A 12,342-nucleotide genomic window follows, 5' to 3' on the forward strand; every position below is an offset into this window, starting at 1 on the left:
CCTGGCAGGCCGCCGTCGATCAGCGCTACGAGGATGTACGAGAAGGCTGGGGGTGACGCAGTTGAGACAGGTCGAGCGATTGCCGCTCTGGGACCAAGCCTACGCGGAACTGCGACAGGCGCTGCTCGCCGGACGGTTCGCGCCGGGCGAGCGCATCCTCCTGCGCGACGTTGCGACCGAACTCGGCATCAGCCCCACGCCGGTACGCGACGCGGTCAACCGCTTGATCGCCGAGCACGTGCTCGAGCGCGGCAGTTCCGGCCAGGGTGGGGGGGCCGTCGTCCCACGCCTCGACGTCGGCCGCTTCGACGAATTGCTTACGATCCGCTGCGACCTCGAAGGCCGTGCCGCGGCCCGCGCCGCCGAGCACGCTCAACCCGGCGACATCGTCGCCCTCGACGGCCTGCTCGCCGAGATGAAGGCGCTGATCCGGGGCCAGCGCCTCGACGCCTATCTCGACCTGCACCGCCGCTTCCACTTCGGCCTGTACGCGCTCGCGCGCATGCCGATCCTGGAGGGGCTGATCGAGAACATCTGGCTGCGCTGCGGCCCCGTCCTGACCTATGTCATCCCCGACTACGTGCTTCTACAGAAGGGCAGCGACCTGCACACGGCCGCGCTGGCGGCGCTGAGCCGGAGCGATGCGGACGCATCGTGCGCGGCGATCCGACAGGATATCCGCGAGGCCGGCCGCTACATCGCCGGGCTCGCGGATGCCGACGGGCTCATCGCCGACCCCGCAGCCGGACGCCGGTCGCACGCAGGCGAGGCCGCGCGCGCGGCTTCATGACTGGCATGTCGCACCCCTCATGTGAGGACGGCCTTCGTCCTCTTGTGGATCAAGTCGAAGTCGATCTCCGCACCGAGGCCAGGACCTGTCGGCGCGTGGACCATGCCGGCGGCATCGACCGCGATGTCCTGGGCGAGCCCGTACTTCTGCGCCGCGTCCGGCAGCAGCACCTCGAAGAACTCGGTGTTGCGGATCGCCATGATGACGTGGAGGTTGGCGACGTTGTTGAGCGAGTTACCGCCGTGATGGACCTCGAAGTTCATCCCGAAGGCTTCCGCGAGGTGTGCGGCTTTGATGAGCGTGGTGATGCCGCCCTTCACCGCCACGTCACCGCGCAGAAAGTCGGTGGCCCGCTGCAGGATCCAGGGCGCGTAGGAATCGAAGCCGGCGAGTGGGTACTCGGTCGCCATGATCGGGATGCCGAGCTTGGCCCTGAGCTTGGCGTAGCCGTAGAGGTCGGAATCGGCGAGCGGATCTTCGTACCAGTAGTAGTTTGCTCTCTCGATCGCACGGCCGACTCTGAGCGCTTGCTCATAGGAATAGCCCCAGCAGGCATCGAGCATCAATGTGAAGCCGTCACCCATCCCGGCGCGCACCGCCTCGCAGATCGCGATGTCCTCGCGCCAGACCTGCTGCGGGTGGATCTTGTAGGCGCTCCAACCGGCCTCGCGGTACTGCTGCGCCTGCTCGACGTAGGCTGCGGCCGAGTCGAGGATCTGCGAACTGGCATAGGCGGGGATGCGGTCGCGGTAGGTGCCGATGCGCCGGTGGATCACCGCCTCGCCAAGGCCGAGTTCGCCACGATCCGCCTGCGGCTGCTCAAGCTCGGCGCCCGCATCCATGAGACAGTCAGCCGGGTCCGGCTCGCCTTCGCCGCCGCCTGCCCCGAGGCCGACCTGCTGCGTCATCTCGCAGGAGCGCTGGGTCCAGCACCGGCCTGAGCGACGGGGCTGTGACGCCCCGACGAGCCCGATCCCGCCCCTCCAGCGCCCACAAAACGACCTCGGTCCGCACGCGTCAGAACTCGCGCGCGATCCCCCGCGCCCTCAGCTTAAAAAGGCCGCGGCGCCGACCCCCTCGTGAATAGGGTGGGTTAGCAGCTCTGGGCTCAGCCCGGCGCCCGCTGACGCCGGGGCCGGGCGCGGCGGAGCACCTCCTGCCGAATCCGTTCGACGTCCGCGTGGTCGAGGCGCAGGGCCGCCGAGGGCGGGGCCGCCCTCGAACAGAAGCAGCTGCGCTTGGCTGTTGCGGGCGAAGGCTGTGCGCAGCTCGAAGGGGTGGAGCAGCCCCTCCAGTCGCTGCGACAGGTACGCCAGGGTCGTCTGGTCGGCGTTGGCGAAGCACTGCACCACCCCGGCGTTGCCGAGGAAGGTCTCCCAGCTGTTCTGGTAGTAGCAGCGCAGCTGCGTCGTATCCTGCAGCACCGCCCACAGCTTCACCCCGAACCCCGGGAAATACGCCGCCGCCCGCTCCATGATGTCCATGTGGCCCAGCGTGGCGAACTCCTCCATTAGGAACAGGTTCTTCATGGAGGCGGCGGACACGATCATCACGTGATCCTCGCATCGGTCTCGGCCTGTGGATGAGCCGCCGCCCCACGGCCAAGGCCGTGACAACTGACGTTGACAGCCGAGCTTGGGCCACGCAACTTCAAGTCACACAGCCCGAGACGACGGAGCCTCAGCGGCGACCTAGAAGAGTCGGGTGGGGGAAACGGGTTCGATGTCGCAAGGCATTCGCCTGCATGTCTGGGGTCCGCGCGCCCTGTTCTCGCGCTCCGAGATGAGGGTCGAGCGCGTCTCCTACGACGTGATCACGCTGTCCGCGGCGCGCGGCATCGTCGAGGCGATCCACTGGAAGCCGGCCATCGTCTGGCGCATCGAGCGCCTGCGGGTGCTGAAGCCGATCCGCTTCGAATCCCTGCGCCGCAACGAGGTCGGGGCCGTTGCGTCGGCCGGCAAGGCCGCTTCCGCCATGCGGGCGGGATCGACCGAGGGGCTGGCGCTGTTCGTGGAGGACGAGCGCCAGCAGCGGGCCGCCACCCTCATGCATGTAGCGTGAGGCTCAGGAGCGCATGACGATCTTCTACGCGCATACCGGTCTACAGGGTGACCAGTCAGATTGGCAGCCACTGTACAAACATCTCAAGCGCGTCGGGCGGGGTACCGCACGCCGGGCCGCCAAATTTGGGTTTCGGGAGGCCGGCCTCCTCGCCGGGCTGGCGCACGACCTCGGGAAATACACGACTGCCTTCGCCCGACGCCTGAACGGATCGAGCGAGCGGGTCGATCACTCCACGGCCGGTGCACAAATGGTCGTGCGGTTGGCATCCGAGCACGATCGATTCCTGGCTGAGATTATCGCCTATGTTATCGCGGGCCATCACGCAGGGCTGCCGGACAAGAACGCGTCGTCAGGGTCGCTTGAGGGGCGGCTGAAGGCCAACGACCTTTCGGCCCTCGATCCGGTCTGGCAGCGGGAGGTCGTCCTCGGAAGCCCCGGAACCGGCCCGACCGGTTTCGACTGGCGCGCGGATCGGGCAGGGTTCCAGGCGGCGTTCCTCGGCCGTATGATCTTCTCCTGCCTCATCGACGCCGATCGGCGGTGCACGGAGGCCTTTGCCAACCGGGTCGAGGGTAGGAGGACGGCACAAAGGGTCTGGCCGGCCCTGCCGCGTATCCTCGACCGCCTCATCGCGGCGGTGGAGGCGGAGATCGCCGCCAAGCAGGCAAAATCCACCGATCTGAACCGCCGGCGGGCCGACATCCTGTCTCGCGTGCGGGCCAAGGCGGGGGCTTCGCGGGGCCTCTTCACGCTGACGGTGCCGACGGGCGGCGGCAAGACCCTCGCCTCGATCGCCTTCGCCCTCGACCACGCCAAGCGGCACGGCCGGCATTTCGACCGGATCATCTACGCCATCCCGTTCACCTCGATCATCGACCAGACGGCCGGGATCTTTCGCAGGCTGTTCGGGGACGACGTGGTGCTGGAGCACCATTCGGCCGTGGGCTTCGCCTCCGCCGCACAGGAAGAGGAGTTCAGCGAGAAGGGCAGCGAGGCGAAGATGCGGATGGCGATGGAGGATTGGGCGGCCCCCCTCGTCGTGACTACGAACGTCCAGCTTTTCGAGAGCCTGTTCTCCCACCGCCCGACAACCTGCCGCAAGCTGCACAACGTCGCCAACAGCATCATCGTCCTCGACGAGGCCCAGGCGATCCCGCTGCCGCTGCTGCGACCCTGCCTCGCCGCCCTCGACGAACTCCGGCGCAATTACGGCTGCACCATCGTGCTGTGCACCGCGACCCAGCCGGCGGTGGCGGAACCCCGGTTCACCGGCGGCCTCGAACTGACGCCCGAGCGCGAACTGGCGCCCAACCCTGAGGGCCTCCACGACGATCTCAAGCGGGTGACGGTGCGCTGGCGGCCGGGCAAGATCACCGATGCCGACCTCGTGGCGGCCTTGCGCGACACGCCGCAAGCCTTCGTGATCGTCAATTCGCGCAAGCACGCCCTCGCCCTCGCCCGTCGGGCGACGGAAACCAGACTTAAGGATGTCGTGCATCTCACGACCCGGCATTACGCCGCGCATCGCCGCCGTATCCTGGCCGACGTGCGGGAGCGGCTGGACCCCAAGAATCCCCGTCCTTGCCTGCTGATCGCCACCTCGCTGATCGAGGCTGGCGTGGATCTCGACTTCCCCTGCGGTTGGCGCGCGCTGAGCGGGCTCCAATCCATCGTCCAGGCGGCGGGCCGCGTGAACCGGGAGAAAAGGAATCCAGTCGAGGACAGCATCCTGACGGTGTTCGACCCGGCCGAGGACCCGCCGATGCGCGAGATCGCGGATTTCATCGGCGATCTCGGCCGCATCCGGGACAAGCACGCGGACATCGCCGCGCCGCGCCCCATCGAGGCTTATTTCCAGGAGGTCTACTGGCGCAAGGACCGCAACGCGGCCCTCGACATGATCCGGGTCCCGGGTCGTGACGGCACCGTCCGAAGAAGCGTGCTGAGTCACTTCCTGATGGACCCGTCGGGGACCGACTTCTCCTACCGCACCGTCGGGGAAGCCTTCCGCCTCATCGAGAGCGGCATGGTTCCGGTGATCGTGCCCGCCGAGGACGCCGCGCGCCGTGCCCTCGATAGGCTGAAGGGCCAAAAGGTAACACCGGGCTCCGTCGCCCGCGATCTCCAATCGTTCATCGTGCTGGTGCCGCCACGGGCGAGGATGCTCCTCGTCGCGGCGGGGCATGTCGCCTTCGTCGATCCCGCCCGGTTCGGCGATCAGTTCGCCGTCCTTGCCGCCGAAGGGCTTTATCGGGAGAAAGAAGGTCTGATTTGGGAAGACGATACGTATCTCAGCTTGGAAGATACAATTCTTTGATCTATTTTTACCCCATCGACTTCATCTTGGAACGATCGATATGCCTCAAGGCGTCAGGCTTCTGGTCGAAGGTGATTATGCCTGCTTTACGAGACCTGAAATGAAGGTCGAGCGGGTGTCCTACGACGTCATGACACCCTCGGCGGCCAGGGGAATACTGGAGAGCATCCATTGGAAGCCGGCAATCCGCTGGGTGATCGAGGCGATCCACGTGCTCCAGCCGATCCGCTTCCACTCCATCCGCCGTAACGAGGTCGGCAGCAAGATGCCGTTCAACAGCGCGCGCAGCGCGATGAAGGCCGGGGCACTCGGCGACCTGCGCCTGCGCGTGGAGGATGTCCGTCAGCAGCGGGCAGCCACCGTGCTCGCCGGAGTCGCCTACGTGATCGAGGCCCGGTTCGACCTGACGGACAAGGCCGACGCGGCGGAGAATCCGGGCAAGCACCTCGACATCTTCAACCGACGCGCGCGCAAGGGGCAGTGCTTCCATCAGCCCTGCCTCGGCACGCGCGAGTTCCCGGCCCGCTTCTCGCTGATCGAGCCCGACGCGGCCCTGCCCGCCGCCATCCCGGTCTCGCGCGATCTGGGCTTCGTGCTCTGGGACATCGACCACGGGGGCGACCGTGCCTCGATGTTCTTCCGCGCCCTCCTCGACGAGGGGGTGATGCGGGTGCCGCCGCCCGGCTCGGTGGAGATCCGCCGTTGACCATCCTGGCTGCGCTCGCCCGCGCCTACGATCGCTTGGCGGACCGGAGGGAGGTGCCGCCGTTCGGCTACGCGCGCACGACAATCGGCTTTTGCGTCGTGCTGGCCCCGGATGGGCGCCCTGCCTTCCTCCCCGTCGATCTTCGCGACGGCTCGGGCAAGAGGATGGTGGGCGCCCGCCTGAACGTTCCGACGCCTCTGGTCCAGCGGACGTCGGGCATCGCCCCGAACTTCCTGTGGGACAAGACCGCGTATTCGCTCGGCGTCACCGCACAGGAGGGGAAGCGGACGGCGCTGGAGCACCGCGCCTTCGTCGCGTTCAACCGCGCGGCGATCGCATCCAGCCACGACGGGGGTCTGCGGACCTTCGCCCTGTTCCTCGACAAGTGGCAGCCCTCGGATTTCCTCGCACTGGGCTGGCCGGAGGAGATGAAGGACGAGAATGTCGTCTTCGCCCTTGAGGACACTTATCGCGAGGACTTCCTGCACGAGCGGCCGGCCGCGATGGACATCTGGCCGACGCTGCTGACGAAGGACGGCGCCTCGGAAGCTGTCTGCCTGATCACCGGAGAGCGCAGCCGCATCGCGCGCTCGCATTTTCCGATCAAGGGCGTCTGGGACGCGCAATCCTCGGGCGCCTACCTCGTTTCCTATAATGCCTCCGCCTTCGAATCCTACGGACACAAAGAAGGCGACAACGCCCCCGTCTCGGAGGCGGCCGCCTTCGCCTACACCTCGGCGCTGAACCGGATGCTGGAGCGCGACAGCCCGAACCGCATCCAGATCGGCGACGCCTCCACCGTTTTCTGGGCGGACGCCTCGGGGGCCGAGGTCTCGCATCAGGTCGTCGAGGCCGGGTTCGGCCGGATGATGGGCGCCACGCGCATCGACGAAGGCGGCCAGGACAACAAGATCCGCCCCGTCCTCGAACGGCTCCAGGCCGGCGAGCCGACTGATTTCGACCTCGCTCTCTTCAAGGGCGTGCGCTTCCACGTCCTTGCCCTCGCGCCCAACGCGGCGCGGCTCTCCGTCCGGTTCTGGCTCGACGACGATTTCGGGGAGGTGGCGCGGCACTATACGCGGCACGTCCAGGCCATGCGCATCGCGCCGCCACCGCGCGAGGGCGCGCCTTCGATCTGGCGCTGCCTGATCGAGACGGCGGTGCTGCGCAAGAGCGAGAACATCCCGCCCAACCTCGCCGGCGAATGGCTTCGCGCGATCCTCACCGGCCGGCCCTATCCGCGCACGCTGCTCGCAACCGTGCTGATGCGGATTCGCGCCGACGGCGACGTGAACGCCTTGCGCGTCGCCATGCTCAAGGCGGTGCTGATCCGCAATGCCAGGAAGGAAGTTCCCGTGTCCCTCGATCCGGACAACACAGCACAAGGCTACCTGCTCGGCCGGCTGTTCGCCACCTACGAGCGGATTCAGACGGAGGCGTTGCCGGGCCTCAACGCCACCATCCGCGACAAGTTCTACGGCTCGGCCTCGGCCACGCCGCGCAAGACCTTCCCGGTGCTCGACCGTGGCTCGGCCAACCACCTCGCCAAGCTCGCCAAGGACAAGAAGGGCTACGCCGTGGTGCTGGAACGCCTCCTGATGTCCATCATGGAGCACTTGAACCCCGACGAGGACCCGTTCCCGGCCTTCCTGGCGGCGGAGCAGCAATCGTTGTTCGCGGTCGGCTACTATCACCAGAAACACGAGTTCTTCCGGCGCAAGGACGGATCGTTCGCCACCGGGACAAAGGAAGCCGCGCAATGACCGATCTTGCCCAACGCTACGACTTCGTCCTCCTGTTCGACGTCGCGAACGGCAACCCCAACGGCGACCCGGACGCGGGCAACATGCCTCGGCTCGATCCGGAGACGAACCGCGGTCTCGTCACGGATGTCTGCCTCAAGCGCAAGATCCGCAACTATGCCGAGATCGCGCGCGAGGGTGTGCCCGGCTACGGCATCTACGTCTCCGAAGGGGCGATCCTCAACGAGAAGCACCGCGAGGCCTACAAGGCGATCCGGCCCGACAAGGACAAGGTCGCCAAGGAGAAGAAGCTCAACCCGCAGAGCGACGACGAGGCGAACGCCGTGCGCCGCTTCATGTGCGACAACTTCTTCGACGTGCGGACCTTCGGCGCCGTCATGTCCACGGGCATCAATTGCGGGCAGGTGCGCGGCCCGGTGCAGCTTTCCTTCGCCCAATCCGTCGAGCCGGTGATGCCGCTGGAGATCTCGATCACCCGCATGGCCGCCACGACGGCCGACGAGAAGGCCAAGCGCGACGGCGAGGCGGAGGGCGACGAGCGCCGCGAGAACCGGACCATGGGCCGCAAGCACATCGTGCCCTACGGCCTCTACCGGGCGCACGGATTCGTTTCCGCCAACCTTGCCAAACGCACCGGGTTCTCCGACGCGGATCTTTCCTTCCTGTTCGAGGCTCTCACCCAGATGTTCGACCACGACCGCTCGGCCGCGCGCGGCGAGATGGCGACGCGCAAGCTGGTGATTTTTCGCCATGCCTCGGCGCTCGGCAACGCTTCCGCCCACAGCCTGTTCGACCGGGTGAAGGTCTGGCGCGTCCACAAGGGTGAGAAGGTCGAGATCGGAGCTGCCTCTACCGACACGTTGCCTCCGGCCCGCGGCTTTGCGGATTACACGGTGACGATCGACCGAGAGGAGTTGCCGGAGGGGGTGGAGGTCAATGAACGGTAGAGCTCGAAGAAGACGGTGAGCCCGCTCCTCTTCATGCACCCCCGTAGCGTTCAGACTTTAGTTTCGATCCGCGCTTCCGTTACGAAGCGACAGGAGCGGGCTCTGAGAGGGAATAGGCATTTTGGAGAAGGTCCGCAACAATCTTCTAAAGTCTGAATGCTAATGGGGTTTGAGGGCTTGCCGATTCTGATTCGATGTGTCATCTCTCGCATAACGATAGCGAGAGGAGGGTCAAATGTTTGGTTTCACGCGGTTACGACGGAGTTGGCAGTGGCCCATCCTGATGATCCGTCTCATCAGACAAGGGGTGGACGAGACGTTCTGCGTCGAGCCTCACGCGGCTTAGCCTTTTTCCAAGACTTGCGGCCCGCCCCCATCACCGAAGACGCCCTCATTCCGATCTCAGCCCTCCAGCACCATCTGTTTTGCCCACGCTAGAACGCGCTGATCCACGTGGAAGGGCTGTGGGCCGAGGATGCCGCCACCGCCGAGGGGAAGATCCTGCACGAGCGGGTCGATGGCGGCGCGGGCGAGAGCCGGCCGGGGCATTCGCGTCGCCCGCGGCATCGCCCTCCGCTCGCTGACGCTCGGCGTCGCCGGCAAGGCCGACGCCGTCGAGTTCCGGGGGCGGCCGCCAAAGCCCTTCCCCGTCGAGTACAAGCGCGGCAAGCCCAAATCGCACCGGGCCGACGAGGTCCAGCTCTGCGCGCAGACGATCTGCCTCGAAGAGGCGTTCGGCACCACGATCCCCGGAGGCGCGCTGTTCTACGGCGTCACCCGCCGCCGGCAGCCGGTCGTGTTCGATGCGGCGTTGCGGGCGCTCACGGCTCGCGTGGCGGCGGAGGCGCGCGCCATGATCGCGGGCGGCCGCACGCCGCCGCCGGTGAAGACGCCCACCTGCCGCCGCTGCTCGCTGGAAGACCTGTGCCGGCCCGACCGCCTGGAGACCCCTCCGCGCATCGCGCGCTGGCTCGCGAACCAAGTCGAGGATTGCCAGATCGACGCGTGAGGGCACGCCATGCGACGGATGCGCAACACCATCTACGTCACCAGCGAGGATGCGTGGCTGCGCAAGGACGGCGCCAACCTCGTCGTCGAGGTCGCCGGGGCTGAGCGCGGCCGGGCGCCGCTGCACATGCTGGAGGGCCTCGTCAGCTTCGGCCGGGCGGGCGCGTCCCCCGCGCTGCTCGCCGCCTGTGCCGAGGCCGGCATCACCGTGTCCCACCTCGATCCGAACGGCCGCTTCCTCGCCCGCGTCGAGGGCCGGCGCAGCGGCAACGTCCTGCTCCGCCGGGTCCAGTACCGCGTGGCCGACGATCCCGTGCGCGCGGTGGTGATCGTGAGCGGCATCGTGGCGGCCAAGGCCGCCAACCAGCGCACCGTGATCCGCCGGGCGTTGCGCGACCACGGCGGCGCCCTGGGTGCGGAGCGCGCGGCGGCCCTGGAAGCGGCCGAGCGCCGGCTCACCGACGTCGCCCGCCGCACCCTCGCGACCGAGACCGTGGACGGCCTGCGCGGCCTGGAGGGCGAGGCGGCCGCGATCTACTTTGCCGTGTTCACGACGCTGATCCGGGTCGAGGACCCCGCCTTCCGCTTCACGGGCCGCTCGCGCCGGCCGCCGCTGGATCGGATGAACGCGCTCCTGTCGTTTCTCTATGCCCTGCTCGGGCACGATTGCCGGTCCGCCCTCGAAGCGCACGGCCTCGACCCGCAGGTCGGCTTCCTGCACGCCGACCGGCCGGGCCGCGCGAGCCTCGCGCTCGACCTCATGGAGGAACTGCGTCCCGTCCTCGCCGACCGCCTCGCCCTCAGCCTGGTCAACCGCCGCCAGCTCGCCGCCGCCGACTTCGTGGTGGAGGAGGCCGGCGGCGTGCGCCTCACCGACGACGCCCGCAAGCGCGTGCTGGTGGCTTGGCAGGAGCGCAAGCGCGAGGAGATCCGCCACCCGTTCCTCGACGAGACCCTACCCTTCGGCCTCGTCGCCCACGCGCAGGCCCAGATGCTGGCCCGGCACCTGCGCGGCGACCTCGACGGCTATCCCGCCTTCGTCTGGAAGTGAGCGCGCCGTGCTGATGCTGGTGGCCTACGACGTGAACACCGAGACTCCGGCCGGCCGCCGACGCCTGCGCCGGGTTGCCCGCGCCTGTCTCGATTTCGGCCAGCGGGTGCAGAATTCGGTGTTCGAGTGCGAGGTCGAGCCCGCGCAATGGACAGCCCTGCGCGCCCGCCTCATCGCTGAGATCGATCCGCAGCGCGACAGCCTGCGCTTCTACCGCCTCGGCGCCGAGGGCCGCCGCCGGGTGGAGCATGTCGGCGCCAAGCCCACCCTCGACCTCGACGGCCCGCTGCTGTTTTGAGTGCGCGGCGGCTTGCGCGAACCGCGAGGCCTCATCCGGTTCCCCGACGGTTCGCGCAGGGAAGAAAACGCTTGCCGGCAACGCGTTGGCGGCCCCCCTCGCATCGTTGCAAGCGATCTTTCCCCCGCTGTCTGCCGGTTCGCGCAAACGTCCCGATTTTCGGTGTGCTGCCATGATGTTAACGTACGGGTGTCGCTCCCTCACGGGGGCGTGGATCGAAACGCGCCTACACCGGACCGGTCAAGATGCCTGACGGGGTCGCTCCCTCACGGGGGCGTGGATCGAAACCGTGACGTGTCATAAAACATGGGTCGGCAGCGGGCGTCGCTCCCTCACGGGGGCGTGGATCGAAACCCGTCAGCGATCACGACCTCGCTCGCGGACTGGGAGGTCGCTCCCTCACGGGGGCGTGGATCGAAACTACTGCTCCTGCGAGCGCGTCTTCGACCCGCGCGTCGCTCCCTCACGGGGGCGTGGATCGAAACAGGATGGCGGACCCGTTCATGACGCTGGTCGCGGTCGCTCCCTCACGGGGGCGTGGATCGAAACGGTCACTGCGGGCTGATCGCGACGATCGTCAATCAGGTCGCTCCCTCACGGGGGCGTGGATCGAAACTACAGCTGCCGGGATGCCCTCCAGATCGCGACCTCGTCGCTCCCTCACGGGGGCGTGGATCGAAACACCTTGGAGGTCGCGTGGCCGGCCGAGGCCGTCGGTCGCTCCCTCACGGGGGCGTGGATCGAAACAAGATCCGCGAGATGTGCCGGGCGCGTGGTGTCGTCGCTCCCTCACGGGGGCGTGGATCGAAACGCGTAGCCGGTGGCGGTGCGGTCAGCCCATGCGAGTCGCTCCCTCACGGGGGCGTGGATCGAAACAAGGGCATGGCACCTCACTCGAACAGGCTGACGGTCGCTCCCTCACGGGGGCGTGGATCGAAACCCGTTCGGCCGGATGATGATGTGCCACCTATGGGCGTCGCTCCCTCACGGGGGCGTGGATCGAAACCTCGTACCAGACGAGGTTGACGGAGATGGCGGCGGCGTCGCTCCCTCACGGGGGCGTGGATCGAAACAGCTTGCGCGACGCGCTCCAGCAGATGCAACGTCGGGTCGCTCCCTCACGGGGGCGTGGATCGAAACGCCTGCCTGCGGGACGCCGAGGCCGCGCTGCGCCGGGTCGCTCCCTCACGGGGGCGTGGATCGAAACATCTCGGCCGCCCAAGCGAGCGCCGTCCAGAAATCGTCGCTCCCTCACGGGGGCGTGGATCGAAACCCATCGCGATGCAGCAAGGTCGCGAAGCGCACGGGTCGACGTCAGAACCGCCAAACGAGCGCGTAGGCGCTTCACCACCACCGCCTCGCCGTGACCTTCCCACGCACACTGCGGGAAAACCGCGA

At 67.7% G+C, this 12,342-nt stretch carries 11 protein-coding genes, 1 pseudogene and 1 CRISPR repeat array; of the genes and pseudogenes, 10 read left to right on the top strand and 2 right to left on the bottom strand.

The window, feature by feature from the left end; genetic code table 11:
• Window positions 1–52 precede the first annotated feature (52 nt).
• Complete coding sequence (locus ACFE8Y_RS08375) at window positions 53–790, top strand: GntR family transcriptional regulator (RefSeq protein ID WP_375463934.1); 738 nt, start codon at window positions 53–55, stop codon at window positions 788–790.
• A gap of 17 nt (window positions 791–807) precedes the next feature.
• On the opposite strand, the gene ACFE8Y_RS08380 is transcribed toward ACFE8Y_RS08375, so the two are convergent.
• Window positions 808–1,632 (bottom strand): enolase C-terminal domain-like protein, encoded by an 825-nt coding sequence (locus ACFE8Y_RS08380; RefSeq protein WP_375463935.1) that lies wholly within the window; start codon window positions 1,630–1,632, stop codon window positions 808–810.
• Here ACFE8Y_RS08380 and ACFE8Y_RS08385 point away from each other — a divergent pair.
• Window positions 1,555–1,731: pseudogene (locus ACFE8Y_RS08385) on the top strand (transposase); the annotation flags it as partial. The gene ACFE8Y_RS08380 and the pseudogene ACFE8Y_RS08385 overlap by 78 nt on opposite strands.
• 105 nt (window positions 1,732–1,836) lie before the next feature.
• On the opposite strand, the gene ACFE8Y_RS08390 reads toward ACFE8Y_RS08385, so the two are convergent.
• Window positions 1,837–2,340, bottom strand: a complete 504-nt coding sequence (locus ACFE8Y_RS08390) for a type IV secretory system conjugative DNA transfer family protein (protein ID WP_375463936.1) — start codon at window positions 2,338–2,340, stop codon at window positions 1,837–1,839.
• A 172-nt stretch (window positions 2,341–2,512) separates the two neighbouring features.
• On the opposite strand from ACFE8Y_RS08390, the gene cas5c (ACFE8Y_RS08395) reads away from it, so the two are divergent.
• The 8 genes from cas5c (ACFE8Y_RS08395) to cas2 all read left to right on the top strand — a co-directional run bounded on the left by cas5c (ACFE8Y_RS08395) (window position 2,513) and on the right by cas2 (window position 10,944).
• A complete protein-coding gene (cas5c, locus tag ACFE8Y_RS08395; RefSeq protein WP_375463937.1) occupies window positions 2,513–2,851 on the top strand; it encodes a type I-C CRISPR-associated protein Cas5c in 339 nt (112 codons plus the stop codon).
• A 13-nt stretch (window positions 2,852–2,864) separates the two neighbouring features.
• Entirely contained in the window at window positions 2,865–5,171 is a 2,307-nt protein-coding gene (gene cas3, locus ACFE8Y_RS08400) for a CRISPR-associated helicase Cas3' (RefSeq protein WP_375463938.1), read from the top strand.
• A 40-nt stretch (window positions 5,172–5,211) separates the two neighbouring features.
• Window positions 5,212–5,877, top strand: a complete 666-nt coding sequence (cas5c, locus tag ACFE8Y_RS08405; RefSeq protein WP_375463939.1) for a type I-C CRISPR-associated protein Cas5c — start codon at window positions 5,212–5,214, stop codon at window positions 5,875–5,877.
• On the top strand, window positions 5,874–7,640 hold the full coding sequence (cas8c, locus tag ACFE8Y_RS08410) for a type I-C CRISPR-associated protein Cas8c/Csd1 (protein ID WP_375463940.1): 1,767 nt from the start codon (window positions 5,874–5,876) through the stop codon (window positions 7,638–7,640). Before cas5c (ACFE8Y_RS08405) ends, cas8c begins: the two co-directional genes overlap by 4 nt.
• On the top strand, window positions 7,637–8,587 hold the full coding sequence (gene cas7c, locus ACFE8Y_RS08415) for a type I-C CRISPR-associated protein Cas7/Csd2 (RefSeq protein ID WP_375463941.1): 951 nt from the start codon (window positions 7,637–7,639) through the stop codon (window positions 8,585–8,587). Before cas8c ends, cas7c begins: the two co-directional genes overlap by 4 nt.
• Before the next feature lie 517 nt (window positions 8,588–9,104).
• The gene (gene cas4 / locus ACFE8Y_RS08420) at window positions 9,105–9,596 is read left to right on the top strand and encodes a CRISPR-associated protein Cas4 (protein ID WP_375463942.1); all 492 of its coding nucleotides are present in this window, start codon (window positions 9,105–9,107) and stop codon (window positions 9,594–9,596) included.
• Between the two features lie 9 nt (window positions 9,597–9,605).
• Window positions 9,606–10,646 carry a type I-C CRISPR-associated endonuclease Cas1c gene (cas1c, locus tag ACFE8Y_RS08425; protein ID WP_375463943.1) on the top strand — a complete coding sequence of 347 codons (1,041 nt, stop codon included), beginning with the start codon at window positions 9,606–9,608 and terminating at the stop codon, window positions 10,644–10,646.
• A 7-nt stretch (window positions 10,647–10,653) separates the two neighbouring features.
• Window positions 10,654–10,944: a CRISPR-associated endonuclease Cas2 gene (gene cas2, locus ACFE8Y_RS08430; protein ID WP_375463944.1), complete on the top strand. Its 291-nt coding sequence runs from the start codon at window positions 10,654–10,656 to the stop codon at window positions 10,942–10,944.
• A gap of 191 nt (window positions 10,945–11,135) precedes the next feature.
• Window positions 11,136–12,217: a CRISPR direct-repeat array (repeat unit 31 nt; unit sequence GTCGCTCCCTCACGGGGGCGTGGATCGAAAC).
• The last annotated feature ends 125 nt before the right edge of the window (window positions 12,218–12,342 follow it).

Origin of the sequence: uncultured Methylobacterium sp. (assembly GCF_964242245.1) — a bacterium.
Lineage (GTDB): Bacteria > Pseudomonadota > Alphaproteobacteria > Rhizobiales > Beijerinckiaceae > Methylobacterium.

Coding starts and splice junctions, on each gene's coding strand:
- cas7c (WP_375463941.1), top strand. CDS start 7,637: ATGACCGATCTTGCCCAACGCTACGACTTCGTCCTCCTGTTCGACGTC.
- cas5c (WP_375463939.1), top strand. CDS start 5,212: ATGCCTCAAGGCGTCAGGCTTCTGGTCGAAGGTGATTATGCCTGCTTT.
- cas3 (WP_375463938.1), top strand. CDS start 2,865: ATGACGATCTTCTACGCGCATACCGGTCTACAGGGTGACCAGTCAGAT.
- ACFE8Y_RS08380 (WP_375463935.1), bottom strand. CDS start 1,632: ATGGATGCGGGCGCCGAGCTTGAGCAGCCGCAGGCGGATCGTGGCGAA.
- cas4 (WP_375463942.1), top strand. CDS start 9,105: ATGGCGGCGCGGGCGAGAGCCGGCCGGGGCATTCGCGTCGCCCGCGGC.
- cas1c (WP_375463943.1), top strand. CDS start 9,606: ATGCGACGGATGCGCAACACCATCTACGTCACCAGCGAGGATGCGTGG.
- ACFE8Y_RS08390 (WP_375463936.1), bottom strand. CDS start 2,340: ATGATCGTGTCCGCCGCCTCCATGAAGAACCTGTTCCTAATGGAGGAG.
- cas5c (WP_375463937.1), top strand. CDS start 2,513: ATGTCGCAAGGCATTCGCCTGCATGTCTGGGGTCCGCGCGCCCTGTTC.